Source organism: Streptomyces sp. NPDC039736 (assembly GCF_055596485.1).
Genome location: NZ_JBVIUQ010000019.1, coordinates 1 through 22,522 on the forward strand (window position 1 = coordinate 1; position 22,522 = coordinate 22,522).

The following is a 22,522-nucleotide window of genomic DNA, read 5'->3' on the forward strand; positions in this document are numbered from 1 at the left end:
GCGATCTCCCACAACCCATCCGGAACAATCCAACTCCACGTTCCCTGGCCCATGTTGAACAGGGATACCCAGCACCCCCACATAGGACACCGTCTAAAGCCTCAGGGGCCGTGGCGTCCCGGAATACGACACGCGCGCAACAAGTGCTCTCCGCTAATACCCCTGAAAAATCAGGGCCGCTGTGACCCCTGCGCCCGGGGCTACGAGCCCAGCCCCGACACCTACATCCACCCTGCGGCCGCCCCGGGACACCGGCTGGCCGCGTAACCCCCCAGTTCCCGGGGCGGCCGCAGGCGACAAGCCCGGCCGCCCCGGTGACACAGGCGAGGTACGGCCAACGGGCCGACACTCGGCACTACTTCCACCTGCCTCACATCCGACCGACGAAGGAGCACCCCACCATGCAGCGAACTGTTCACCGCGCCGCCCTGGCTGTGGCCGATGCCGTGACCGAGGGCCTGGACACCGTCACCGCCGTGCTCGGCGGTGCCGCCGGTGCCTGGGCTGTCTATACCCACACGCCTGCCCACTGGCCGACCGACGGGCGCCTGGCCCTGGCCGGCGGCGTCGCGGTCGTGTCCGCCGTTGCCGCGAACTCCCTGGCCGACGTGTTCCTGGCTCCGCTGCGGCGCCGGGTAACCGCGGCGCGAAGCAGCCTCCGTCCCGCGATCGGCCGGTGCCCCGCGGTGCCGGTGCCGGTGGCCGTGCCGGTGCCCGACACTCTGACTGGAGCCCTGGCGCAGACCGTAGCCGCCACGGAGACCGACGCTGCCGTCCGGGCCGCGACCGACATGTGGAACGTCGACCGCAGCGAGGGCTTCCTGCGCAACGAAGACCGCTGGCGGGGCTATGAGGACGGCAGCGCGTCCTTCTTCCTCGCGCCCGGCGTCTGCCTGTACTACCAGGCCACGCCGACCCAGTACGGCCGCAACAGCGAGTACACCCTGCTGACCGGGGACGGCGAACAGCCGGTACCCATCCGGCACGTGGAAGAGATCCGCCATCAGCTCGCCGCCCGCGCCGCCGGACTCCCGGCCACCCCGGTCACCGAGAGCAGCGACCGCGCCCCGGTGGAGCCCCAGGGTAAGGACATGACCGCCGCCACCCGGTGACCGGTCCTTCCCGCACCCGCCTGATCCGAGAGGACACCACACCATGAGCACCGCCACCCTCGCCGCCTTCATCGAGCCGGACCGCCCCAACAACCTGCTGATCCGGTTCATCACGGTCGGCGGCTCGTACGTGGACGTCACCGGCTCCGGCGAGCATGCAAAGAACAACCGCTGGACCTGCCACGGCTGCGGCGACTCCTCCGACCGGCCCGAGGAGGACTACCTGTTCCACATCCGGCCGGACGCCAACAACCACGCCGCCACCTGCCGCGCTATTCCGCTGCGGTGACCGCCCGTCCTTCGTTCGTCACCCACCGCTTGGGCGCGTAACACCCCTGGCCCCCGGGGCGGCTGTCGGCCGCGAGTCCAGCCGCCCCGGTGACATCCCCCGCACTTCTTCCATGCTGACCAGAAATGAGGTGCTTCCCATGACGTGCCCGCCCGCCACCACACCGACGACCACCGACCCCCAGTTGGTGATCGTGTCCTTCGGCTACCTCCACGGCCCGCTGCCCACCGACGGTGTCGACGTCCTGTGTGACCTGCGCCGTCACTTCAAGGACCCGCACATCGATCCCGCGCTGCGCCACCAGACCGCTCTCGACGACGCGGTCCGCACCGCCGTCGACGCCACCCCGGGCATCCCCGAGCTGGTCCAGGCGCTCGCCGACACTGTCCACGCCTACCAGGCCGGACCCAGCGCCCACCAGCACACCATCAACGTCGCCCTGGGCTGCGCCGGCGGCAAACATCGTGCAGGCAGCGTCGCCCTGGACCTCGCTGACACTCTGCACGAGCGCGGCGTCACGGCCACGGTCCTCCACCGCGATCTCCACCGGCCCGTCGTCGACCGCTGACCGGACGGACACCGCCGTCCCCGCCACCCACCCCCAACTCCCGGGGGCGGGTGGCGGGGACGTGCGGTGCCCACCCGGCCACACCGAGACCGGACGGCCGACCGCTGGAGGCCATGTGCCCACCCGCCACTCCTCATCGACTACGCCACTGCCCGGCTTTTCAGTGCCAAAGGAGAATCCGAATGACCGAGATGATCTACCCGGAGATGCCCCCGAACACCCTGGTGGTCCTCATCGGCCCGTCCGGCACCGGGAAGTCCACGATCGCCCGCGCCTGGCCCGCCTCCCAGGTCCTCTCCCTGGACGCACTGCGCGAAATCGTGAGCGACGACTTCTCTGTCAAGTTCAGCGTGTTGAGGTGAAGTAGCCGCCCTGCACGGCCTCGCAACTGGTGAGCTCGATGGTGAGGTGCCGCGTATTCCAGTTCAGAGCGCCCCGATCGGTCGCTTTGGATCATGCGGGCGGTGTCCAGGGTCCGGCCCGGAGTGAATATGGTCGTCCGATGGCGCGTTCGAAGCGCTTCGGGAGGAGAGAGTGCCGGTGGACGTCGTCGCGGTTATGGAAGCACTGGCTGAACAGGGCGTAACGGTGCTGCTCAAGGCCGACGCTGAGCGGATGGCAGAGAGGGGCAGGCCTTGGACCTTCGTCGCCAGTGGAGCGCCGTTGCGCGAGGACATCCTTGTGCGAACCGATGCCGCGTCTGTGGAGCAATGCCTCGCAATGTGCTTGCCCCGCCTGCGTGAGCTGGGCTTTCCGTTCCCTGAGTGAGAGAAGGTGTGAGCGGACCGCCGCTCTGGATGTCAGTGCCGGCTGCTTGCATGAGCTCATGGACACCGTGCACACGACCGCCGCCCTCCTCCCGGACCCCGCCGAGCTCCGCGCGCACCTGCGCGCGCTGGCCGTGCTGGACCAGGCGATCTGCCGCGACCCGCAGTTCTCCCGCTACTCCTTCTCCACCACCTGGGGGCCTGGGACGGAGGCGGCCCTGATGGACAACGGCTCGGGTGACGACTTCTGCGTCCTCTTCACCCCGGCCGGTGCGCTCGTCCGCGGCTTCGATCACGAATCAGAGATGAGCCCGTACGGCACGGACGACGAACAGGTCTGGCCCGGCGTCATCGACGAGGTGCCTGCCGCGCTACGCCCGCTCCTGGACGACCCGGCCTTCGTCGACGAAGGCCTCGGCGCCCCGCGGGTCACCGCCTGCCTGTGGTGGGAGACCGGCGGCAGCGCCTGGCGCACCGGCTCGGGCATCGAGTTCCCCTCGGGCAGCCCGGACCCGGACGGCTCCGGGCACCTCTTCCACCTCCTCACCGACCGTTCCCCCGAGGCCGTCCAGGCGCACTTCGAGGAGGACTACGGGCGGCCCGTCCCCCTCGACACCGTCCGCCACGTCCTCGCGGGCCACCCCCTGACCCCCGAAGCCGCCCACAGCCTCAACCCGGCCGCCCTCTCCGACGAGGCCCTGCTCCGCCGGATCGCCGCCGACCCCGAGGTCGAGGCGTACCTCGCCTGCGACGGCGAATTCGACCTCACGCGGACCGACCCCATCGAGTCGATCGCCCTGCCGGCCGGTCTCCCGGTGAAGCCCGTGGCCGGCTGCAACGCGGGAGGCACCCACTACCTCTGCGGCCCGGCCGGCTCCGACCGCGTCCGCCCCGTCCTCTACACCGATTCCGAGGGCCGGGCTTCCCTCATCGCGGAGTCCCTCGCCGAGGCCCTGACCCTGGCCATCGTCCTCCCCTCCTGGCACGACGCCCTGGCCGGCTTCCGTCCCCCCGCGCTCAACGCCGACTACCTTGAGGACCACCCGGACCACCCCGAGGTCCGCGACCGCCTCCTCGCCGCCCTCCGCCTCCCCCCAGCCACCGAGCCCGAGGTCCTGGCCCGCCTCCTCACCACGGCCGCCCGCACCGTCCCGGACGGCTTCCTCCCTTCGGTCGAGGGCGAGAAGGACGCGCCCTTCGAACCGATGCTCCGTCTGCCGGCTGAGTAGGACAGCCCCGCCGCGCGCCGCCTTCCGGACCGGGGGCTGGATGTCTTGCATCCGCTCCACCGGGGCGACGTGACGGTTACGCTCGAACGGCCTGTTGCCCTGGAGGAAGGACAGCCCTTTGCTTTTCGGCATCGCGGACGGGCTGCTGGCTCGGGGCAGGTTGTACGTCTTCTCGACTGACTGATCGTTTCAGAATGCCGTCCTGCGGGGACGCTGGCGGCCCCATGGAACAATCCCTTCAGCCACGAGTTCAGGGGGGATGACGCCGCATGGAACAGGTTAGGGCTGCACGAGAACTCGTGCTCGGTTACGTCCACGCCCTGGACGCGGTCGACGAGGCCATGAGGGTGGCGATCCCCTCTCTTGAGCAGCTGGCGGATGTTCTCAGCCTGGTCCGTTCGTCCCGGGCCATCAGCCGGAGCGGGCACGTCGGAACCTACGCCTACCAGGTTCATGGGGCAGGCTGCCTCTTCGTCAGCGACAACGGCACTGAGGTCGATGTGGACTTCGCAGCCGACGGAAGCGAAGTCTTCGACCTTTGGCGACTGCGCCGGTACGGGCTGAGCCTGCCGGAGCCTCTAGACGTCACGGATGAGGACCTGCAGGCCGCAGTTCGGTTGCTGCAACCGTTCGTGAACGAGGTTCGGCCGGGATGGTTCAGCGTGGCGATCTGATCACTTCAGGGTGCGGTTCGCAGGCGGCGCAGGCATATGAGGCTGCAGGCCAATTCGAGCAGACCCTGGTGGAGATCGGCGCGTCGTTCGTAGCGGATGCGCAACCGTTTGAACTGGTGCAGCCAGGCAAAGGCGCGCTCAACGACCCAGCGCACCTCGCCCAGTCCGGAACCGTGGGCGACGCCGCGTCGTGCGATCAATGGCTTGATGCCGCGCTTCCGCAGGAGGCGACGGTACTTGTCGAATTCGTAGTAAAAGGAGAGGCCACATCGCACAGGCAGCGATGGAGACGCTTATCGGGGCAGGCGCCCCATCACGACCCGGAACCTCTCCCGCCCTGTTGTGACGCTCGCGTCCCACAGACCTGCTGCATCACTGCTCAATGAGAGGGACTGGAGCCGTTGTTCGTCGGCCAGAAGGCTGGCGCCCGCCACATTCTGGTCCAGCATGCCCATCGCGGTGAGTGCCGCATGGCCGCAGGACACCGCGTCATCAGCGTTGCCCGAGTTGTGGGCCAGCAGGGCATAGCGCAGACAGAGGGCGGCGAAGAACGCGTAGGTGTCGGCGACACCGGTGATCCCCTCCTCATCCGGCTGGAGCTCCGGAAAACGCTCCAGCCAGCGCACTCGCTCGGCGGCGTCGGCAAGTGGCCTGTCGGCAAGCCAAAGACCGCTCACGGACTCCACATAGAGGTCCACGTCGGCTTCCCGCCCCGGTACGCCCGCCCGCAAGCCGACGAACAGCGGCGCCATGCGTTCCGCACACGCGGCGACATACAGGCGGACCGCTTTGCCGCGCCCGTCGCGAAGCGCCTCCTCGACGGCCCCCTCTACCAGCGTCTTCACGTCCCACCCCCATCCCGTTCGAACAGATCGACAGGCTACACAGCGGGCTGGGGGCCGCAGCTTGAAACGTTGACTGCCTGAGGTGTCTTCCTCGCACTTGAACCCCTCGCGGTCGGGTGCGGGCCAGGCCCTCCGGCCTCCCCTCCCCGCGTCATACGAACCCGACCAAGGGAGCGCCCCGCCATGCAATCCGACGACAAGCCCGTCAACGGCCAGCACCACCCGAACAACCCGGGCTTCCTCGACCCCCTCAACCAGGCATCCGCGCCGCCAAACACCGACCTGACCAAGGACCACATGTTTCACCCAGCTGCGCGCCGGATGGAACGCCTCCTGGGAAGAAGGCGACTTCCTGCACGGGCCAGCAGCATCACACGGTTGGCCTCGCCGTCGAAGCCGAGAACCGGGTGGAGCGGATCAGACTCCGGGCTCAGCAATACCTGCTTGCCGAGCCGACGCCCGATAGCCCGCAGTAGACGGCACAGCACGTCCACGCCGTCCTGACCCTGCAACTCCCGCAGATCAACGTCGAAGTCGATCGAGCCAGCCTCATACGCCCGAAAGATCACGAGGAACCCAGAGACCGGCCAGACCCTCAGCAACACGTCGGCATCCTCACCGCGGACCAGCATCTCCGCAGCTCTCGGCAGCCGGACCACAACACCGTCCTCGGAGTACTCACACGACCACCCCCGTGACCGAATGAGGTCAAGCACCGCCTGCCAGTCCTCCACCGAGGTATCCGGGACACGGACGTCCGGCAGCGATCCCATCAGATCGGGAGCAAAGAAACTCTTAACGTCATCCCACAGCAGGTCAGGCATCACGCCATGCTGCCTTGCCACGCGCCGAAACGCAGCCCGATTCCCTTGACGAAACCCATAGGGGCACCCCCGACCAAGCACCTGCTGGCCGCCTGATCCGAGAGGACACCAGCCGATGAGCACCGCCACCCTCGCCGCCTTCACCGAGCCGGACCGCCCCAACAACCTGCTGATCCGGTTCATCACGGTCGGCGGCTCGTACGTGGACGTCATCGGTCCCGGCGAGCACGCGAAGAACAAACGCTGGACCTGCCATGGCTGCGGCGACGCCTCCGACAGGTTTGAGGAGGACTACCTGTTCTACATCCGGCCGGACGCCAACAACCACGCCGCCACCTGCCACGCCATCCCGCTGCGGTGAGTACCCGCCACCTGCGCGGCGCACTGCGTGCTGACCGACGCCGCCGCGCTCAAGGCCGGTCCCTCAAGTTCTACGCCGACCGACACCGCATCGAGCTGCGATCCGAGGCCCGTCGCTCCTGCCCCGACTGCCGGGGTGAGGACGGTTGATGGGTCGGCGGAGCCTTCTTAAAGATGGAGGCGTACGACTGCTGGTCCGACTGGCGGGAGCTGTGCATCCGGCTCTTGCCCATCCCGGCCTGGAACGAGCCGCCGTTCTGAGCACTACTGCCCCCGGCCGGAGACCGGCCGGGGGCGAAGGCACCACAGGGTGACCGCAGCATCGGTAAGAGGCCGACTGCCCCGCACCCCACCGTCGAATCCGAGATGAGGAGCACACTCAGCATGACCGATCGCCTCCGCGCCATCGAGGGTCTGGCCCTGACCGCCGGCTTCGACGGAGTCCACGCACGGGGGGCAGCTCGTGCAGAACTCACACGACGCGATGACCAAGGGCATGCACGGCTCCCACCTGGTCTACAAGAACGACGATTCCCCGGTAGAAGAGAACCCCTGGTGGCACGGCAAGGGAGGCCGCACCTGCATCGCCAGCGCCTACGGCCGCCGCTTGGCGGGCCGACACGTCGCCTCCTACTCGGCCGTGCAGCTCGCTTCCACCCTCTCCGTCGGGTACCGCGTCCCTGCCGGTGCCCTGCTCACCGGCGCCGCGATCAACGCGATCACCCACGGAATCCTGGGCAGGAGCGAACCGTTGCTCTGGCTTGCGGAGAAGGCCGGCAAGTCCGGCTACATCAAGCACGCCATAGTGGTCCGCAAGGCTCGCGGCGAGGGCACCAAGCACCCCAAGGCCGTCCAGGACGTTTCCGGTTCTGGGACCGCGCTGATGGAGCTGAACTTTCTTTGCACCAACGGCACGAGTCGACTGCGCTCGTTCTTACGTGGTGAACGTGGCCGGGGGTCGCTGGACCTCCAGGACAACTGCCGTGCCTGCCACGGATTGGTCCTCGTGCATCGTGATCACCTGGCCGGGCTGAAGGTGCTGCCACTGCGAAGGGTCCAGGGGCGCGAGCCGTACCGAAGCATGCCCCCCAGGCTCCAGGAAGGGTGTGAACTCCACCCAGAGCCGGGCAATGCTGAGAGCCGGTTCGCCAGCCGCGGTCCGGTGGCCGATGTCCCACATCGGCCGCAGGACACCAGCTCCGGAGATGGGCGTCTTTCGTCGCGCTTCGGTGGCCGGGAGAAGGGTGAGGTCGGCCCGGAGAATTCCGTGGCAGGTCTCGAAGCCGCGCCAGTGGCACCAGGCCGCGCTCTCCTCCAGCCTCATCTGCTCGGCAGCGGTGGCCAGGGCTTCCCAGAAGCTGAGCGGAAGCGGGCGGACGTCACCGAGTTCTTCCAGCAAATCGAGGGCTACTTCCCACTCGTCGTGAGCGAGGTACTCCCAGACGTCACTTACCGTGATGTCGTTCTCAGTGGCGATCTTCTCAGGAACCAGCAGGGAAGCGGCTTCCAGCAGTTTGAGGACGTCCATGCCCTGATTCTGGACCACGATCTCATGGCCGCAGCAGGAGGTGCCCGATGACCTCCAACGAGCAAATCGCGGCCCTGGTGACCTTCGGGGCGGTGCTTGCTCATTCCCAAGCGATCTCAGCTAGCGTCTGCCTCGACGCCGCCTCGCAGCCCCCACTCATCAAGCCCTGAATAGATCAACGCGACACGGCCGCCTGGGAATCCGAGAGACTTGGCCTCCCCGCAGTAGAGCGCCACCAGAGAGTCAGAGCTTCTCCACCAGGTGTCTACAAGGCCCATCACCTCACGCACCGGTTCGTAGCCATCCAGCTCGATGCCATCGACGTCATCGCCTACAAGTTTGGTGATCTGCTTCGCCCACACCGTTGCGTGGTGGGCCAGGGCGAGCGATTCCACCCAGCCCTCGATGGATTCATGGAGAGGCGCCCACGCATCTGCCTGAATTCCGAACTCACCAGACGGACCGATCATGAATGAGTAGGGGATCGCGGTTCGTTGCATCCCGGCTTCGAACCACCACCCTGCCGAGTCTGATTCGGGCGAGTCCGGATCGAGGTACCTGGGGCCTCCGTCGTACTGCGATGCGGGTGGCAGGAGCAGGCCACCCCATTTCTCCTGGTAGGCCGCCATGCGGTCGATCACTGCTGCTGGGACGTCTCGCTCAAGCCACCACTGCCGGTGCCCTTCCACGGGCCGGACGTTGACCTTGATGCCGTGCGCGCTGACGAACGATCGGGCCCGTCGAGTCAGGTCGTCAGGCACATCGTTGAAGAGGTTGAGATTCACCAGGGCGACGCTACCCAGCGGCCCGCAGGACAGCGGGTGCGGGCCTCCTATGCATCCTGCGATAGCGCGATCGAGCTGAGCTGAAGGGGCTCCCCTATTCCGTACGCCTGAATATCCGAACCTGCTGACACTCCTGGAGCGCATCGGCTCCAAGGGCTTCGCGGAGCTGAAGAAAGCCGGGATGAACGGCACGTACCTGACTGACCTTCTCTGCACCATGACTCGTCCGGCTGGTTATGGCGGCCAGGAGCGGTCAGTGCCGGAAGCGGGCCGTCTCTCCGTTGATCCGGATCAGAAAATCTGTGATGGGGTCGCCACCTCCGTCGGGTACGAGGATGAGCGCCTCAGCATGGATCGCCTCATCGGCTGCAAGGGCAGCTTCTTCGTCATGGCGAACCCATGCATCCCGCGAAGCAGCGAAGAGCGGGCGGAGGTCGTTCCAAGCACCAGCAGGCTCGAAGTGGCAATCCGACCAGAACATGTCGATCTCTACGAGGGTCAATGTCCCAACGAGGCGATCTTCCTGCCTGAGCTGCCAGCGCTTCTCTGCCATGTCATGCCCTTCCCCAATGTGAAGGGCACTCTAGCGCCTCGGCTGCAGAGGGAATCGTGGCTGCTCAGGTGGCCAAGGCTGGCGTGTGCGGCGACTCAGGCCACGGTTGTTGGGGGCACCCGGCAATGACCCTCGAAAATCTCACCAAGCTGGCGACGTTCGGCTCGGTGTGAGCCGTGCTCTCCGTTGGCCACAACCTTGCGAAACACGTGTGGGACTGGAAGCAGTGTGGCGGCTCCGGTTGCGCCAGCGGCCGGTGGGCGGAATCCCTCACCGTGTCGATCTCGCACAACCGCCGTGAGTCGGTCGCCCAAACCTGGAACAAACACCTCGCACGCAACACCGTCGACCAGGCCCTCACCGACACCGACGCCAGCATGATGGCCCGCTGCTACGCCTACAGCCGCGCCACCGGCCACGCTGGTCGCCGCCCAGCACCAGAACCGCTTCGAGGCGTACGTCCTCGATGCACTGCGCGGCATCGGCCTCGACTCCTCTACCGCGGTCGCAGCCGCTTGACCTGATCCCAGACCACCCCGGATACGTCCAGGGCTGAATCGCCTCTTCGCTGACGGACGCTCCGTGCCGTCCCGCCCCCGCCTACACGGCCGGGGCCGGGGCGGTCGCGGTGGTCCCTCACCTCACGAGGACCAAGCACAAGCACACCGAAGGGAGATGGACGACATGCCCCTGCCCCACTTCGAGGTCGACGTCCCGATACACCACTCCAACGTCCCAGACCTGACCGGCGTGCACGTCTTCATCGGTCTCGCCGACTCCCCCACCACGGCCCTGCGCTGCGCCCATGAGGCATACGACGCCGCGCTCGCCGCGCAGCAGGCCGGAGACGCGATCCCCAGCAGGCAGGCCGGTCACTGGGGAGCACGGGGACTGCGGCCCGGCTGGGAGCTGGAGTGGCCCGCAGCCACGACCTGCCGCTGGGAAAACCCGACCAACCTGCTCAACCCCAGGTAGCTCTGCCCCGGGACAGACGCACAACGGCGTCCAAACCAAGCCGCCTGTCCCGGGCCCACCCATCCCGTACAAGACGAGAGGGAGAAACCCCAGTATGGACTCCGTCCTGCGCGCGTACACCCGGATCGGGCAACGCGCCCTTCTACTGACCACCGCCGCCATTCCGTTGACCGGCTGGGCGGTGCACGCCACAGTCCTACACCTGCAGTTGGCTGCCCGCGCCCGTGACCCGCTGACCGGCCTGCTGCGCCGCGACGCCTACACCGCCCGCGCCCGCAAGGTCCTGCGCCGCCACGGCGACGACACCGCGGTGCTCTTGGTCGACGTCGATCGCTTCAAGCAGATCAACGACACCCTCGGGCACGCGGCAGGCGACGCCGTCCTCGCCGCGTACGGCGCCCGGCTCACCTCATGGGCGGGCCCCGGTGCGGCGGTCGGCCGGCTCGGAGGCGACGAATTCGCCCTCGCGCTGGAACTTCCCGCCGATGTCCGCTGGCAGCGCCTGGAGCAGCTGGTCCGCATGCTCTACACGCCGGTCGTCCTGGACGACGGACGCCGGGCCTTCGTCGGCGCCTCCATCGGCGCCGCATCTCCGCCGGCCATCGGCAGCCACGACCTGTCCGAACTGCAGCGGGCCGCCGACGCCGCGATGTACGACGGCAAGCGCTCGGGGCGGGCCGTCCTGGCGACCACCGCGCACACCACGGCCCCGACGGTGAACGGCCGCCGGGCGGGACGGCCGGGCGCAGATGCATGGGGGCGAGCAGCATGAACACCCCACTCCCCAAGGGGGACTGGATCCGGGCGATCAGCATCAAGCAGCCCTGGATCACTGCCATCCTGGCCGGCCAGAAGATGGTCGAGAACCGGTCCCGTGACCAGTGGCCGTGGCGCGGGCCCGTGCTGCTGCACGCGAGCCAGAGCCTCGACCGGCCCGCCCTGCGCCACCCGCTGGTGGCCCGCACGGTGCGCGGCCGCGACCTGGTGACCGGCGCCGTGCTCGGCGTGGCCCAACTGGTCGACTGCCACCAGGACGCCGACGGGGCCCCGCCCTGCACCGCCTGGTCGGAGCCCGGAGCCGTGCACCTGGTCTTGCGTGACGTCCAGGAGCTCGCCCTGCCCGTCCCCGCTCCCGGGCGCCTCGGTCTGTGGAAGCCGTCTGAAGACCTGCTCACGCAGGTGCTTCAGCAGCTGCCCGACCTACGGCCGTGACCGGCCGCAGGAAGAGCAAAGAGCAGTCGTTCGAGCCGGGCACCGTCCCGGCCCCGGGCGGGCTGCTCGACTGGCGCGACTCCCGCCACTTCGACGGCCGGCAGGCCCCCTGCACATTGTGCCTGCGGCCCGCCCCCATGCGCTCCCACGCAGGGGAGGCCGTCCACAAGGCCTGCGCCGAAGCGTGGATCGAGGCGAACCCGATCGAAGCCCGTCTCGGACGGTTCGCCAACGACGTCCAGGCCAAGCGCCGCGACACCGGCCACGCCTAACAGGAAAGCCCCCGGGGGCAGTTCGTTCCGTCACCAGCCGTGTGGCCAGCCGAACCGCCCCCCGGGGCTGCTTCAACCTTCGCATGTTCAGGAGATTGCCGTGACGCACTCCAGCGAACCCCTCCCCATCCCTCTCCCCGTTTCCCGTACTCCCGCCGACGCCGCGACCGAGGTGGAGCGGGCGCTCGCCCACCCGGAACCGCCGGCCTCCCCCGCGTGGTCCCGCCGCAGCAGGGTCCTGCCGCTCACCCGCGAGGACCGCGAGCAACACCGGGCCCTCCTCCTGGAGGCACTGCGCGGCTGGACGATCCCCCGCCCCGCCCGATGACCACCGCCCCCACCCACCACGAAGGAACCACCGACATGCAGTTCACCAACCCGAACAAGACCGACGCGTTCGAGGCGATGGCCCTGTCCATGCACTACGCCGACCACCCGATGAGTGAGATCACCACGGTGACCGGACTGACCACGACCGAGATCACGGCCCTCGTCAACAAGCAGGAGGCACAGTTGCCCTCCGGGGAATCCGCCTCCGCCGCGACGGACGCGGCAGAACCCGTGGCGGTCGCTGCTGACGGCGGGCTTGAGCAGCTGCTCGCATGGGCGGAATCCCACGCGGCCACCGCGATCCGCAACAAGGCCGCCCGAGTCCGCCACGACCTGGCCGAACTCACGGAGCGCCGGGCCGCCGCCGACGCGCAGCGGGCGGCCGAGGACCGCGTCGCCCAGCTCAAAGCCGCACTCGACGCCGCGCAGGAGCAGCTGCGCGAGGTGAAGGCCGGCCGCACCCCCGCCACCGTGACCACCGGCTCCCCGGCGCTGTCGCAGAGGAAGGGACACGGCCGCAGCAAGGAGGAACTGGCGGCGATCCGGGCATGGGCCCGCGCGAACGGCTACACGGTCGCCAACCGCGGCAACCCCTCCCGGGAGGTCTTCGACGCCTACGACGCCGCCCACTCTTCGAACCGGCAGGCGGTGGCCTCCTGATGGAACAGATACCCCTCGTCCTGGACGGACACCTCGACGCCCCTGCCGAAACCGGCGACAGCGTCGACACCGCGTCCTGGCGCCTGAACTCCTCCCCCACCGACCACCTCATCCACGACGCGCTGATGCCGTGCACCACCAGCAACGCGCACGTCGCCGACACCCTGCTCACCGACTGCCGCCCCGGCGACCTGCTCCGCGTCACCGGGCACCTCACCCTCCCGGACACCGCCCAGGGCGGCTTCTGCCTGCATGCCGACAGCGTGGAGATCCTCTGGGCCGCCCCCGACCTCCCCGACGACGAGGAAACCCCCGAGGCCAGCGCCGAGATCGCCGCAGCGATCGAGACCCTCGCCCAGGCCCTCGCCGGAGACCAGACCCCCGGGCCGGACCAGCGCATCCGGATCCACCTCAGCCCCACAGGCACCCCACCGGCGGGTGCGGACCTCAGCCGCAGCCTGCACCTCACCCCCGCCCGCGCCCACCAGCTCGCCGACGCCGTCGACGCCATGAACGCCCTCCACGCCAGTGCCCCGCCGGAGGACCTGGACGAGGTGACCGTGGCAGACCTGAACTCCCTGTTCAGTGCGCTCGATCTGCTCGATCTGACCCACGAGGTCCTGAAGACTGCCCCGCCGCAGGCCCGTCCGGCGATCTGCCAGGCCATGGACGCCATGTTCGGCGACGTGGACGACCCCAGCTTCGAGGACGAGGACGGCCCGCGATGACGACCACACCCCCCGCCCAGCGCACCGTCCTGGAACGCTTCCCCGCCGGCCACCCCCGCGGCTCCTGGCCCGCCGACGCCTACGCCGCCACCCAGCGCGACCAGGGCCGCGACGCCCACGTCGTGATGGACCTGGACACCGACCAGTTCCTCGTAGTCACCCACACCACCACCTACTGATCCACTTCACCGAGAGGTGCACATGACCGACACCGAGACCACCTGCTACACCGCCGACGTGGTCGCCCTGACACCCGACGGGACCGTCCTGCTGATCGAGCGCGACTGGGATCCGTTCGAGGGCTTTTGGGCCCTGCCCGGGGGCCACCGAGACCTGGGGGAGTCCAGCCGCGAGGCCGCTGTTCGCGAGCTCGGGGAGGAGACCGGTCTCCTTGTGGCTGCCGACGCCCTGCACCTGATCGGCACCTGGGACCAGCCCGGCCGCGACCCGCGAGGCAGGTACAGTACCGACGCCTTCCTCGCCGTCGTCCCCGCCAACACCCCGATCGTCGCCGGGGACGACGCCCGCACCGCCCACTGGTGGCCCCTGGACGCCCTGCCGGAATGTCTCGCGTTCGACCACGCCGACATCCTCAACGCCGCCGTGGCCCTCACCGCCTCAAACCCGAAGGAGACGGCGAAGTGAGCGTCATCGGCCAGGAACAGGGGATAGACCACGGCAGCATGCGCGGCTACCGCCAGCACACCTACCGCAAGGTCCCCGCGACCGAAGCATGCGGATGCCTGGCCGCCGTCCGCGAGAACCAGCGCACCAGCAAGCCCGTCAAGGACCGCTCACAGAAGCAGCGCGAGTGGTACGGCGGGCAGTACGTCACCGCCGCGTCCGGCTCCCAGCCCGGCCGCCGGATCCCGCCGCCGGGCGCCTGCCCCGTCGACGGATGCGGCAAGGAGGCCACGGGCCGCAGCGTGCAGCACCGCGGCTGGGTCCGCATCCACGTCCAGGGCTCCACCATGCCCATCCGCGACTTCTGCTCCGGGCCCTGCGCCACCGTCGGGATCGCCCTGGCCGAACTGCGCATGGACACCCCCGCCAGCAACTGACCACCGCTGCGAACAGCACACCCTCGAAGCGGCCCCCAGCGGGGCGGGCCGCTTCACCCCTGACCGGCCCGGGGCGGCCGCCGGCCATGAGCCCGGCCGCCCCGGATGCCACCCCTCAACCCGAGGAGCACCCTGTGACCGTCTTCAACGACGCCGCCTCCGGCGAGGAGTTCACCCTGTCCGGTACCGAGCCGGACTTCGACCGCCTGCACGGCATCCCGGTCGCCGCCCTCGGCGAGGAATGCGACCGCCTCCTGGCCCCGGGTCACCTGACCGACCGCGCCGTACTCGCCGTTACCAGCGCCTACCACCGGCGGGCACTCGGAGAACGCATCGTCCCCGACCGGGAACTCACCGACCTGATCTCCTTCGGCACCCACCGCGTCCACGTCCGCGCCGTGCGAGCGCAGCTGGACGACGACTGCCCCTGGTACGTCGACGACGCCGCCCCCAGCCACCCCGCCGCGCAGGCCGCCACCGTCATCCACTGCGGATGGCTGGAGCGGGAAGAGATCAGGGCCGCCTCCGCGTGCCCGGCCTGCACCCGCATCAGCCGCTCGGTCCGATTCGGCCCCGGACCCGACCACGCCACCGGATGGGCGTCCTACCACCGCTGCCGGCACTGCGCCCACCGGTGGCTCCCGCCGGCCACCGCACTCCCCCAGCACTCCACCCTCACCCACGGTCTGAAGGGCGCCTTGTTCACCCGATCCGCCTGACCCGCGAACTACGCGACCGCCAGGCCGAAGCCGAGCGCCTCCACGCCCACCTCCCCCAGGTGCTGAACAAGGCGTCCTCGTGACCCGTCACTGGAGCCGCAGAACGCCAGGGGCGCGTTCGTCGAAGATCTCGACCAGCCAATCAAAGACCGTGGATCCGCGTCCATCTCTTGCGGCGGCAAGGTCGACGCCCACAGAGGGGCGGTTCGTGGGGTGACAGCGTGACAGCCGGATCTCAAGCTGGCGAGCTGTCTCTGGATAACCGAGATGCTGGCGAGACACCTGGTGGTCGCGCCACTCAACCACGTAGTCATCGTCGTCGGGCGCTCCGAAGCCACCGCTGAGGCAGTCAGCGAAGGCGTCGAGGTTTCGACCGAAGTAACCCCTCGGACCGTTGATCGCTTCGCCGATGACTCGCCAGAAGTCCTCCAGCGTTCTGATCTGCCTGCCGTCCAGCACGTATGTCGGTGTCACGACTCGGAGGATACGTGCGGTTCCACGGCTGCGTCCCCTCGATTCTGAGCGCCTCCGCTTAGCCCGGAAAAGGGCATACGGCCTCACGGAAATCCTTGCCCGCCAACTCTGCGCCCGCAGCCGCCAGGTCGAAGTCGAGCACCTCCCTGCACATCTTCCTCGCGTGCTCAAGACACCCCCCGCCCGTCACCTCCAAGAAGGAGACCGCCTGATGACCCGCCACCTGTTCCGCCGGGGTAGCCATACACCCGCCGACGTCACGCCCGAGGAGCAGATCGCCGCTGACACGTTCCGCGTACATCAGGCCGCCATGGCCGCCCTCCGCTCGCCGAAGCCCTGGACACCCGGCACCTGCCAGGACATTGCCGTGCGAGTCGGTCCGTTCATCGAGCGCGCGCACCCCCGCCCCGGCGACGACCACGGCCCCGAGACGATCGCCGTCTCCCTGGCCCACCCCGACACCGGTACCGCCGCCGCCTACCTCCACGGCCACCAGCTCGGCTACACCAGCAGGGGCTGGCTGCGCTGCGAGACGACCGCGATCCTCGGCGCCTGGCAGCCGGCCTACGCACCGCTCACCCACGCCGCCGCCAACCTGCCCCTCCCCGACGACGTCGGCATGGACCCCGCGCACTACGCCGTCACCGTCGAAGCCTGCAAGCAAGACGGCAGCGGCCACACCCTCCTGCGGCTCGGCCCCTACACGCAGACCCAGCACGCCTCCCAGGACGCCGCCCGGATCATCACCGCACTGGAGGGACGCGAGACCACACTGGTACCCGGTGCCTGGGTCAGCGCCTGGACGACCCCGTTCGACGCCAACACCCACGAGGACTACGTCGACCCGTACGCGGGCGATGTTCCCGACCTCCTGGACGACACCATCGCGGGGACGAGTGCGTGACAACGGCTCTGTAGGAATCAGAAGGCCCGTCCGGACGCGAGGTCGCGTCCGGACGGGCCTTCTTCTGTTTCAGGGACCGACGTCCCTCCTGCGGTGTGAAGGGACCGGGGGAAATTAAGTGGCCTGGTGGCCTGTGAGTTACGTGCCTCCCTGGCGCGTGAGGATCAGAGTTCCGTGTTTTCTCGCAGCAGTCGGCTCGCTAGTCGCTTCCGGCTGACGAGCGGTATGCGCTCCATGAGGAATGCCAAGACCTCATCTGCATCTGCCCAGTTCACTGGCAGGCCGCCGAGGGTGGGCGGGGCTGCCGCGACCACAATGCCGGACGGCTTCAAAACCGGGTTTTGAAGGTCCTTTGCGTAACCGTGCCGGGACGAGGTCGGCCCCGAGTCAGACTGAACGACCTGTGTCTGCGAGGGAGGGAAGGCTGCAGAGTTCAAAACCGGGTTTTGAACCGCGTCGTCGTTAGGGGATGAGGCTTGCTCGGGCACCACTGCCCGTTCAGGTCCGCGACGACGCGGTGGGCCGGGTGGAGTGGACCGTCGCCGTTGACTCCACGATCAACCGGTTCTACCAGCACGCCGCCGGTGCCCGCAAAAAGGGGGATGCAGACGGGGACGAACTGGAAGATCCGGGCCGCTCGCAGACACGTCAGGCCCTCGCCCGGTCCCGAGGCGGGCTGACCACAAAGGTTCACCTCGCCATCGACGGTCGGGGCCTGCCCCTGTCCACCATGCTCACGCCCGGCAATGTCAACGACGACGCCGCCTTCAACCAGATCCTCGACGGGATCCGCGTTCCGAGAGTCGGCACTGGGCGCCCGCGCAGGACACCGACCCGAGTCCTGGGCGACAAGGCCTGCTCCAGCCGGCGATCCGGCACCTGCTGCGGAGCCGCGGCATCGCCGTCACGATCCCCGAGCGCCGCGGCCAGGTGGCCAACCGCCGACGCCGAGGGCGCCTCGGCGGACGACCGCCTGCCTTCGGCGAGGAGGTCTACCGCGAGCGCAACGTGGTCGAACGATGCTTCGCACGCCTCGAGCAGTTCCGCGCGATTGCGACCAGATTCGACAAGCTAGCCAACCGTTGCCGCGCCGGAGTCCTCCTGGCCTCGCTGATTCTCTGGCTCCGCGAAACCAGTCCGTGATCATTTGTCAGACATGGCCTATCTGCCGTCTGACGTGTTCTGTGGATGGCTTTCGCAGGGCGTTACAGCGGCGGCCGCTGTGGGCGCTGTTGGTGTGGAGGGCCGGGTATTGGCGGAATCGGAGGTCGGTGCTGGCCCCGCCGGGGTGGCTGGAGGCAGGGCGGCTGTGCGTGGTGGCCCAGTGGTGTTGGTCGGCTGGGATGGTGAGGGCGCAGGGACGGTGCTGAGGGGCGGGGCAGGGACGGTGCTGAGGGGCGGGGCAGGCGGTGTAGGGCTGGGGTGGTGAGGTGATGGGGTAGACGGGACGTGGGGAGGGCTGGGCGTCACCGGGGTGGGGCATACCGGGGGTGAAGAGGAAGGTGGGTTGAGGGTAGCGGGCGGCGTAGTGGGCTTCGTGGGCCCTGTGGATTCTCTTGGTCTTGTCGGCGAGGGGTGGGTCGCCCCGATTGAGGGGGTCGTGGGGGGCTGCGTGGTGGTCGCGGTGATCGTGGTCAGGGCGGTGGGTGCGGTGATGGAGATGGTGGTTGTGGGGGCGGGGTGCTGGAGTCGGAAGGTGAGGGCGGCAAGTAAGCCGGTGGTGGCGGTGACCAGTGCGGCGAAGATTCGGCCGGGTCCCATGGTGTGCCTTTTCGTCGGCGGGCGAGTTTGTGCACGGTGCGACGGTTCAGCCTCTGAGTGCGTCGAAGAAGTCGCCGATCGCGCGCAGTACACCAACGGTCCCGTGAAGCGTGCTGGCGAGGGAGTCGGCGAAGGCTATGGGCCTGGTAGCGACCAGGTAGACGAGGATGACGAGTACAGCCCAGAAGGACAGGCTTCTGCCGCGGAGAAACATCTCGTGCTCCCGGGCGGTGGTGGGACAGGGGAGAGCAGTCGTAGGGCGCTGTCAGCGGTGTGAGCGCCCTGCGGTGATCGGGTCCCCGAGGTTGGTGCGTGCCTGCACGGTGAATTGGCGGGACGCAAGGTCTCTGAGGAGTGCTTCCAGATGGCCGGCGCTTTTGTTGGTGAAAACGAGAACGTCCAAGAGATGCTGGGCAAGCCGCTCGGGTGCGGCTTCCTCCCTCAGCAGGTCGTGCATGATGCCGTTGAGAGTGCTGCTGAGGCTCTTGACGAGTTTCAGCTGGGGGTACAGACAGCGCACGGAGCCTTCGATGTTGGCCAGGGATTTGCCGATGACGGAGACGCTGGGGGAAACCTGGATGCCCCGTTTGCTGGAGTACTGCAGCACAGACATCAGGGCCACGCCGTAGTTGAGCTCTTCGAGGGAGGCGTTGGACCATAGAGGCACCTTGCGGGAGAGATCTTGGACGAAGCCGGTGGGGTTGCTCCACGGGGTGGCTGCTCCCATGTGGATCCACTGGCGGGCGACGGCTCCTGCGTCGTTGCACATCATGCCGATCAGAACGCCTAGCATTGCCATCCGCGTGCTGCGGTCAAGGCGGCCCACCATGCCCCAGTCGATGACATGGGCGGTGCCGCCCTGGCTGATGAGGATGTTGCCGGGGTGCGGGTCAGCGTGAAAGCGGCCGGTGACGAAGTAGGAACGGAACATGAACGCCATGAGCTGACGGGCGATCTGCTTACACTGCTTGACGGTGAGCGCATCGTCCTTGACATGGTTGATGGCGACCCCGTCGGCAAGGCTCTGCACGAGCACCCGGGGAGAGGCATGGAGCACTTTGGGGACGCTGATGCGCCGGTAGTCCCTGGCAAGTTTGCGGGCAGCCTTCATGTTGGAGGCTTCTCGGGTGAAGTCGAGTTCGTCGCGCATGGCGTCGAACAGGACCTCCATCATGGCGTCGATGCCGATGACTTCGTTGAAGTGCGGTGTGAAGTGCGTGATGACGCTTACTGCTTTGCGCAGAGCGCGCATGTCGCCCAGTACAGCCTGGTCGGCGCCGGGCCGCTGCACCTTGATGACGCAGGGTGTGCCGTCGGCGAGGGTGGCGCGGTAGACCTGGGCCAGCGAAGCGGATCCAAGAGGCCGTTCGGTGCGTACCGCGGCGAACCGCTCGCGCCAGGCCGACCCCAGATCCTGCTCCAGAACGGGAGAGAAAGAGCTGAAGGGTTGGGCGGTCGCCTCGTCGTTGAGCACGCTGAGCTCGCTGCGAACGTGTTCGGGAACGAAGTCCGGGCGCGTGGCCAGGATCTGGCCGACTTTGATGTAGAAGGGGCCGAGTTCTTCCAGCGTCCGCCTCATCCGGCGAGCGCGTCCCAAGGAGTCGGCGCTGGGAGGATGCCGTGCGAGCCGCAGGGTGTGCAGCGCCTCCTGCGATACGGCTCGCACGACGATGCCGGTCGCTCGGCGCCCGCGTCTGTCAGCCATCAGACGCAGCGCGTCGAGCCAAGAGGCAGGCCACCTACTCGCTGCCCGTTTGCAGAGGTTTCTTTTGGCCGGCGTGGGCGGTGAGCGCGGCCACCGCCTGGGTCAGTGCTGTGACCTGGGTGCTCAGTTCGGCGATGTGCCGTTCGTTTCGACGTTGGCGCTTAGGAGAGCCCCCGCTCTTCTTCTTGTTGCGTAGTCCTCGGACCAGGGTTTTGTCGAAGCCCTCGACCATATCGGCGAGCCGGTCGACTGGGTTGTCGCGGCGTTTGCCCACGTACTTCTCCTTGCCGGGATCGGTGCTCTCAGAGGCACGCTCGCAGAAGCAGGGTGCAGCGTCTGCGCGAGCGCTCGGTATGCCCGCGCCGTGCTGCGGGAGCTGAGCCGAGCGGCGCGCGACTCCTTTATAGGAACGCTGGGATCCGGAGGCGTCAACCTGGCCTGCGCGGCTTGGGCTGCCCCGGCATGGCAGGCCGAGCTACCGGCTGGGAGCACGAAAACCCAGGTCACGGAGGCGGTGGGTGCGGAGGAGAACTGTTGAGGCCCGGACTTTAGAGTCAGAAGGAGGTAGCTGGGAATTGGAAGCACGGAGGTGCGCGGGTGGTGTTGGACAGGCCGTGCGCTCCGGAGCATAGGCACGAGTGCGGCCCGATCCTGGGGGTCTGTGCGTGCCCGTTGTCCTTGGGCGTATATGCGCGAGTCACGGCCTTCCTGGCGTCCGGAAGGAAGCGTTGGCCTGCAAGCGGTCTATCTCGCTGGACATCCCATGAAGGCCATTATGCCGCTGCTCGAGCACCGGAGGGTCCCTGTACTGCCCGAACGCAATCCGATGCCCGAAAGCAGCCGGCAGAGCACTGAGGCGACAGCCATCCACACGCCTACGGCATCTACGGCGCCTGCACGGCCGGAATTTTCCGGTGTCCATCGCCCGACAAGATGACTTCACTGCTGCCCACTGCCCGCTGCCCAGCCACTGTCACCCCACCCCTCACTCACAGCGGACACAGCGGCATGATCGCGCGCCCTTGGGCTCGCTTGGCGCTGACCCGCACGTTGTCGAGCGCCGGTGTGCCTCGCACTGCCGTCGGCGACTCCGCACGCTCCCTTGCAGAGACCCAGCAGCGGGCACACAGAAGGTATCGAGTAGCTGCGAAGGGAGCGCGCCTTGCGAATCCGCGACGAGGTGTTCGTCAAGGCTACAAGCGTCGTTTTGCCTATTCGCCGTCAGACGATTCGCCAGGCCGTCCAACCGGGTTGCTTGTCCTTGGAACTGTCAGGTGTGACAGAGGTTCCTGTCGCTGACCATGCGCACTGCAGGGAGTTGATGGCGGTGACTGCCGCCCACGATGTCCTCGCGAGTCCCCGTGCGGCACAAGACGTCGGGCTCGTGATCTGCGCGTGGGTACTGGATACCGACACGGACTGGAAACTTGCTCCACGTCTCGCACGCAAAGCTGGAGCGAGGCGTGCCGTGGCCGTTGGCGTACGTCAGCTGTCGAACGGCGGTGCCATGGGTGTGCAGATAGCAGCTGCACAGATGATGGCGGAAGCATCGCTCCGGGCAGCGCTCGTTCTGACGGGCGATGCGCTCGGACCCGATGCGCCAGGACGATGGGCCGGAGCGGAGGGCGCGTTCATGGGTGACGCAGCTACGGCGTTGCTGCTGTCGCGAACCCAGGGGCGCCTCGCGGTGAGGTCCATCGCATCGAGTGGTCACTGCGAGCACGAGGCCGAACTTCCCACGGCCAATCCCCTGCTCGGCCCCCCGCCCCCAGCGTCGGTTGCACAGGCCAAGGACGGCAGTGGCTCGTTTCTCTTACGCCGCTGTGTCCGCGACGCCGTGCAGGGAGCACTCGCTGATGCCGGGTTGAATGCCGACGATCCGCGGCTGCGGATAGTGATGCTGCCGCGCCTGGCGCCGTGGCTCTTGGATGTTCTGATGACCGGCTTGCTGCCCGAGTCGCTCAAGGCGGAGCAGCTACGGCTCACCGCGCGGACCGGCCACCTCTTCGCTGGCGACATGACGGCCAATCTCGATCACCTGCTGCGGGAGGATGCCCTGGAGGTGGGCCAGTACGCGCTTTTGGTGAGCGTGGGAAGCGGCTTCACAGCCACTTGCCTGGTGGTCCAGGCGGTGTCCCCGCTCACGGACGCAAAACTACCCCAGAAGGGCGTGGCGACGTCATGAAC

29 protein-coding genes and 2 pseudogenes are annotated in these 22,522 nt (G+C 68.2%); 22 read left to right on the forward strand and 9 right to left on the reverse strand.

Annotated elements, in window-relative coordinates; translation table 11 throughout:
• The first annotated feature begins 401 nt into the window (after window positions 1–401).
• The 7 genes from ACZ56L_RS34610 (at window position 402) to ACZ56L_RS34640 (ending at window position 4,639) form a co-directional block, all read left to right on the forward strand.
• On the forward strand, window positions 402–1,112 hold the full coding sequence (locus tag ACZ56L_RS34610; protein WP_471069031.1) for a hypothetical protein: 711 nt from the start codon (window positions 402–404) through the stop codon (window positions 1,110–1,112).
• 43 nt (window positions 1,113–1,155) lie between these two features.
• Entirely contained in the window at window positions 1,156–1,401 is a 246-nt protein-coding gene (locus ACZ56L_RS34615) for a hypothetical protein (protein WP_471069033.1), read from the forward strand.
• A 139-nt stretch (window positions 1,402–1,540) separates the two neighbouring features.
• Window positions 1,541–1,969, forward strand: a complete 429-nt coding sequence (locus ACZ56L_RS34620) for a RapZ C-terminal domain-containing protein (protein WP_471069035.1) — start codon at window positions 1,541–1,543, stop codon at window positions 1,967–1,969.
• A gap of 182 nt (window positions 1,970–2,151) precedes the next feature.
• Window positions 2,152–2,331, forward strand: coding sequence for a hypothetical protein (locus tag ACZ56L_RS34625; protein WP_471069037.1), 180 nt, complete (start codon window positions 2,152–2,154; stop codon window positions 2,329–2,331).
• A gap of 178 nt (window positions 2,332–2,509) precedes the next feature.
• Window positions 2,510–2,737 (forward strand): hypothetical protein, encoded by a 228-nt coding sequence (locus ACZ56L_RS34630; protein WP_471069039.1) that lies wholly within the window; start codon window positions 2,510–2,512, stop codon window positions 2,735–2,737.
• A gap of 58 nt (window positions 2,738–2,795) precedes the next feature.
• Window positions 2,796–3,965, forward strand: coding sequence for a hypothetical protein (locus ACZ56L_RS34635; protein ID WP_471069041.1), 1,170 nt, complete (start codon window positions 2,796–2,798; stop codon window positions 3,963–3,965).
• 269 nt (window positions 3,966–4,234) lie between these two features.
• A complete protein-coding gene (locus tag ACZ56L_RS34640) occupies window positions 4,235–4,639 on the forward strand; it encodes a DUF6896 domain-containing protein (protein ID WP_471069043.1) in 405 nt (134 codons plus the stop codon).
• A 5-nt stretch (window positions 4,640–4,644) separates the two neighbouring features.
• Here ACZ56L_RS34640 and ACZ56L_RS34645 read toward each other — a convergent pair.
• From ACZ56L_RS34645 to ACZ56L_RS34655, 3 genes and pseudogenes are all read right to left on the reverse strand, one after another.
• Window positions 4,645–4,890: pseudogene (locus ACZ56L_RS34645) on the reverse strand (transposase); the annotation flags it as partial.
• A 42-nt stretch (window positions 4,891–4,932) separates the two neighbouring features.
• Window positions 4,933–5,484 carry a hypothetical protein gene (locus ACZ56L_RS34650; RefSeq protein WP_471069045.1) on the reverse strand — a complete coding sequence of 184 codons (552 nt, stop codon included), beginning with the start codon at window positions 5,482–5,484 and terminating at the stop codon, window positions 4,933–4,935.
• A 302-nt stretch (window positions 5,485–5,786) separates the two neighbouring features.
• Entirely contained in the window at window positions 5,787–6,308 is a 522-nt protein-coding gene (locus ACZ56L_RS34655) for a hypothetical protein (RefSeq protein WP_471069047.1), read from the reverse strand.
• 115 nt (window positions 6,309–6,423) lie between these two features.
• Here ACZ56L_RS34655 and ACZ56L_RS34660 point away from each other — a divergent pair, with 115 nt between their 5' ends.
• A complete protein-coding gene (locus tag ACZ56L_RS34660) occupies window positions 6,424–6,669 on the forward strand; it encodes a hypothetical protein (protein ID WP_471069049.1) in 246 nt (81 codons plus the stop codon).
• A 933-nt stretch (window positions 6,670–7,602) separates the two neighbouring features.
• Here ACZ56L_RS34660 and ACZ56L_RS34665 read toward each other — a convergent pair.
• From ACZ56L_RS34665 to ACZ56L_RS34675, 3 genes are all read right to left on the reverse strand, one after another.
• The gene (locus tag ACZ56L_RS34665) at window positions 7,603–8,196 is read right to left on the reverse strand and encodes a hypothetical protein (RefSeq protein WP_471069051.1); all 594 of its coding nucleotides are present in this window, start codon (window positions 8,194–8,196) and stop codon (window positions 7,603–7,605) included.
• Between the two features lie 116 nt (window positions 8,197–8,312).
• A complete protein-coding gene (locus ACZ56L_RS34670; RefSeq protein WP_471069053.1) occupies window positions 8,313–8,981 on the reverse strand; it encodes a hypothetical protein in 669 nt (222 codons plus the stop codon).
• A 253-nt stretch (window positions 8,982–9,234) separates the two neighbouring features.
• The gene (locus tag ACZ56L_RS34675; RefSeq protein WP_471069055.1) at window positions 9,235–9,534 is read right to left on the reverse strand and encodes a hypothetical protein; all 300 of its coding nucleotides are present in this window, start codon (window positions 9,532–9,534) and stop codon (window positions 9,235–9,237) included.
• A 684-nt stretch (window positions 9,535–10,218) separates the two neighbouring features.
• On the opposite strand from ACZ56L_RS34675, the gene ACZ56L_RS34680 reads away from it, so the two are divergent.
• From ACZ56L_RS34680 to ACZ56L_RS34730, 11 genes are all read left to right on the forward strand, one after another.
• Window positions 10,219–10,509 carry a hypothetical protein gene (locus ACZ56L_RS34680; protein WP_471069057.1) on the forward strand — a complete coding sequence of 97 codons (291 nt, stop codon included), beginning with the start codon at window positions 10,219–10,221 and terminating at the stop codon, window positions 10,507–10,509.
• 94 nt (window positions 10,510–10,603) lie between these two features.
• The gene (locus ACZ56L_RS34685; protein WP_471069060.1) at window positions 10,604–11,281 is read left to right on the forward strand and encodes a GGDEF domain-containing protein; all 678 of its coding nucleotides are present in this window, start codon (window positions 10,604–10,606) and stop codon (window positions 11,279–11,281) included.
• Window positions 11,278–11,721 (forward strand): ASCH domain-containing protein, encoded by a 444-nt coding sequence (locus tag ACZ56L_RS34690; protein WP_471069062.1) that lies wholly within the window; start codon window positions 11,278–11,280, stop codon window positions 11,719–11,721. Before ACZ56L_RS34685 ends, ACZ56L_RS34690 begins: the two co-directional genes overlap by 4 nt.
• Entirely contained in the window at window positions 11,718–11,993 is a 276-nt protein-coding gene (locus ACZ56L_RS34695; RefSeq protein ID WP_471069064.1) for a hypothetical protein, read from the forward strand. Before ACZ56L_RS34690 ends, ACZ56L_RS34695 begins: the two co-directional genes overlap by 4 nt.
• Window positions 11,994–12,093: 100 nt before the next feature.
• Window positions 12,094–12,321 (forward strand): hypothetical protein, encoded by a 228-nt coding sequence (locus ACZ56L_RS34700; protein ID WP_471069066.1) that lies wholly within the window; start codon window positions 12,094–12,096, stop codon window positions 12,319–12,321.
• Between the two features lie 35 nt (window positions 12,322–12,356).
• The gene (locus tag ACZ56L_RS34705) at window positions 12,357–12,983 is read left to right on the forward strand and encodes an Lsr2 family DNA-binding protein (protein ID WP_471069068.1); all 627 of its coding nucleotides are present in this window, start codon (window positions 12,357–12,359) and stop codon (window positions 12,981–12,983) included.
• Entirely contained in the window at window positions 12,983–13,711 is a 729-nt protein-coding gene (locus tag ACZ56L_RS34710; protein WP_471069070.1) for a hypothetical protein, read from the forward strand. The genes ACZ56L_RS34705 and ACZ56L_RS34710 overlap by 1 nt, the downstream gene beginning before the upstream one ends.
• Window positions 13,708–13,890, forward strand: coding sequence for a hypothetical protein (locus tag ACZ56L_RS34715; protein ID WP_471069072.1), 183 nt, complete (start codon window positions 13,708–13,710; stop codon window positions 13,888–13,890). Before ACZ56L_RS34710 ends, ACZ56L_RS34715 begins: the two co-directional genes overlap by 4 nt.
• Before the next feature lie 22 nt (window positions 13,891–13,912).
• The gene (locus ACZ56L_RS34720) at window positions 13,913–14,356 is read left to right on the forward strand and encodes an NUDIX domain-containing protein (RefSeq protein ID WP_471069074.1); all 444 of its coding nucleotides are present in this window, start codon (window positions 13,913–13,915) and stop codon (window positions 14,354–14,356) included.
• Entirely contained in the window at window positions 14,353–14,772 is a 420-nt protein-coding gene (locus tag ACZ56L_RS34725; RefSeq protein WP_471069076.1) for a hypothetical protein, read from the forward strand. Before ACZ56L_RS34720 ends, ACZ56L_RS34725 begins: the two co-directional genes overlap by 4 nt.
• Before the next feature lie 134 nt (window positions 14,773–14,906).
• Entirely contained in the window at window positions 14,907–15,491 is a 585-nt protein-coding gene (locus ACZ56L_RS34730; RefSeq protein WP_471069078.1) for a hypothetical protein, read from the forward strand.
• Between the two features lie 87 nt (window positions 15,492–15,578).
• On the opposite strand, the gene ACZ56L_RS34735 is transcribed toward ACZ56L_RS34730, so the two are convergent.
• Window positions 15,579–15,965, reverse strand: coding sequence for a barstar family protein (locus ACZ56L_RS34735; protein WP_471069080.1), 387 nt, complete (start codon window positions 15,963–15,965; stop codon window positions 15,579–15,581).
• A 211-nt stretch (window positions 15,966–16,176) separates the two neighbouring features.
• Between ACZ56L_RS34735 and ACZ56L_RS34740 the strand changes: the two genes are divergently transcribed.
• Together ACZ56L_RS34740 and ACZ56L_RS34745 are read left to right on the forward strand one after the other, a co-directional pair.
• Entirely contained in the window at window positions 16,177–16,869 is a 693-nt protein-coding gene (locus ACZ56L_RS34740; protein ID WP_471069082.1) for a hypothetical protein, read from the forward strand.
• A 478-nt stretch (window positions 16,870–17,347) separates the two neighbouring features.
• Window positions 17,348–18,025: pseudogene (locus ACZ56L_RS34745) on the forward strand (IS5 family transposase); the annotation flags it as partial.
• Between the two features lie 870 nt (window positions 18,026–18,895).
• Here ACZ56L_RS34745 and ACZ56L_RS34750 read toward each other — a convergent pair.
• Window positions 18,896–20,335 (reverse strand): ABC1 kinase family protein, encoded by a 1,440-nt coding sequence (locus ACZ56L_RS34750; protein WP_471069084.1) that lies wholly within the window; start codon window positions 20,333–20,335, stop codon window positions 18,896–18,898.
• 34 nt (window positions 20,336–20,369) lie between these two features.
• On the reverse strand, window positions 20,370–20,609 hold the full coding sequence (locus ACZ56L_RS34755; protein WP_471069086.1) for a hypothetical protein: 240 nt from the start codon (window positions 20,607–20,609) through the stop codon (window positions 20,370–20,372).
• Window positions 20,610–21,497: 888 nt separating this feature from the next.
• Between ACZ56L_RS34755 and ACZ56L_RS34760 the strand changes: the two genes are divergently transcribed.
• On the forward strand, window positions 21,498–22,520 hold the full coding sequence (locus ACZ56L_RS34760) for a 3-oxoacyl-[acyl-carrier-protein] synthase III C-terminal domain-containing protein (protein ID WP_471069088.1): 1,023 nt from the start codon (window positions 21,498–21,500) through the stop codon (window positions 22,518–22,520).
• The last annotated feature ends 2 nt before the right edge of the window (window positions 22,521–22,522 follow it).

Excerpts from the sequence above, each read along its gene's own strand:
- ACZ56L_RS34610 (WP_471069031.1), top strand. The coding sequence starts at position 402 with ATGCAGCGAACTGTTCACCGCGCCGCCCTGGCTGTGGCCGATGCCGTG.
- ACZ56L_RS34715 (WP_471069072.1), top strand. The coding sequence starts at position 13,708 with ATGACGACCACACCCCCCGCCCAGCGCACCGTCCTGGAACGCTTCCCC.
- ACZ56L_RS34720 (WP_471069074.1), top strand. The coding sequence starts at position 13,913 with ATGACCGACACCGAGACCACCTGCTACACCGCCGACGTGGTCGCCCTG.
- ACZ56L_RS34690 (WP_471069062.1), top strand. The coding sequence starts at position 11,278 with ATGAACACCCCACTCCCCAAGGGGGACTGGATCCGGGCGATCAGCATC.
- ACZ56L_RS34750 (WP_471069084.1), bottom strand. The coding sequence starts at position 20,335 with ATGGCTGACAGACGCGGGCGCCGAGCGACCGGCATCGTCGTGCGAGCC.
- ACZ56L_RS34615 (WP_471069033.1), top strand. The coding sequence starts at position 1,156 with ATGAGCACCGCCACCCTCGCCGCCTTCATCGAGCCGGACCGCCCCAAC.
- ACZ56L_RS34665 (WP_471069051.1), bottom strand. The coding sequence starts at position 8,196 with ATGGACGTCCTCAAACTGCTGGAAGCCGCTTCCCTGCTGGTTCCTGAG.
- ACZ56L_RS34685 (WP_471069060.1), top strand. The coding sequence starts at position 10,604 with ATGGACTCCGTCCTGCGCGCGTACACCCGGATCGGGCAACGCGCCCTT.
- ACZ56L_RS34660 (WP_471069049.1), top strand. The coding sequence starts at position 6,424 with ATGAGCACCGCCACCCTCGCCGCCTTCACCGAGCCGGACCGCCCCAAC.
- ACZ56L_RS34655 (WP_471069047.1), bottom strand. The coding sequence starts at position 6,308 with ATGCCTGACCTGCTGTGGGATGACGTTAAGAGTTTCTTTGCTCCCGAT.
- ACZ56L_RS34640 (WP_471069043.1), top strand. The coding sequence starts at position 4,235 with ATGGAACAGGTTAGGGCTGCACGAGAACTCGTGCTCGGTTACGTCCAC.
- ACZ56L_RS34620 (WP_471069035.1), top strand. The coding sequence starts at position 1,541 with ATGACGTGCCCGCCCGCCACCACACCGACGACCACCGACCCCCAGTTG.
- ACZ56L_RS34740 (WP_471069082.1), top strand. The coding sequence starts at position 16,177 with ATGACCCGCCACCTGTTCCGCCGGGGTAGCCATACACCCGCCGACGTC.
- ACZ56L_RS34680 (WP_471069057.1), top strand. The coding sequence starts at position 10,219 with ATGCCCCTGCCCCACTTCGAGGTCGACGTCCCGATACACCACTCCAAC.
- ACZ56L_RS34675 (WP_471069055.1), bottom strand. The coding sequence starts at position 9,534 with ATGGCAGAGAAGCGCTGGCAGCTCAGGCAGGAAGATCGCCTCGTTGGG.
- ACZ56L_RS34625 (WP_471069037.1), top strand. The coding sequence starts at position 2,152 with ATGACCGAGATGATCTACCCGGAGATGCCCCCGAACACCCTGGTGGTC.
- ACZ56L_RS34710 (WP_471069070.1), top strand. The coding sequence starts at position 12,983 with ATGGAACAGATACCCCTCGTCCTGGACGGACACCTCGACGCCCCTGCC.
- ACZ56L_RS34705 (WP_471069068.1), top strand. The coding sequence starts at position 12,357 with ATGCAGTTCACCAACCCGAACAAGACCGACGCGTTCGAGGCGATGGCC.
- ACZ56L_RS34635 (WP_471069041.1), top strand. The coding sequence starts at position 2,796 with ATGGACACCGTGCACACGACCGCCGCCCTCCTCCCGGACCCCGCCGAG.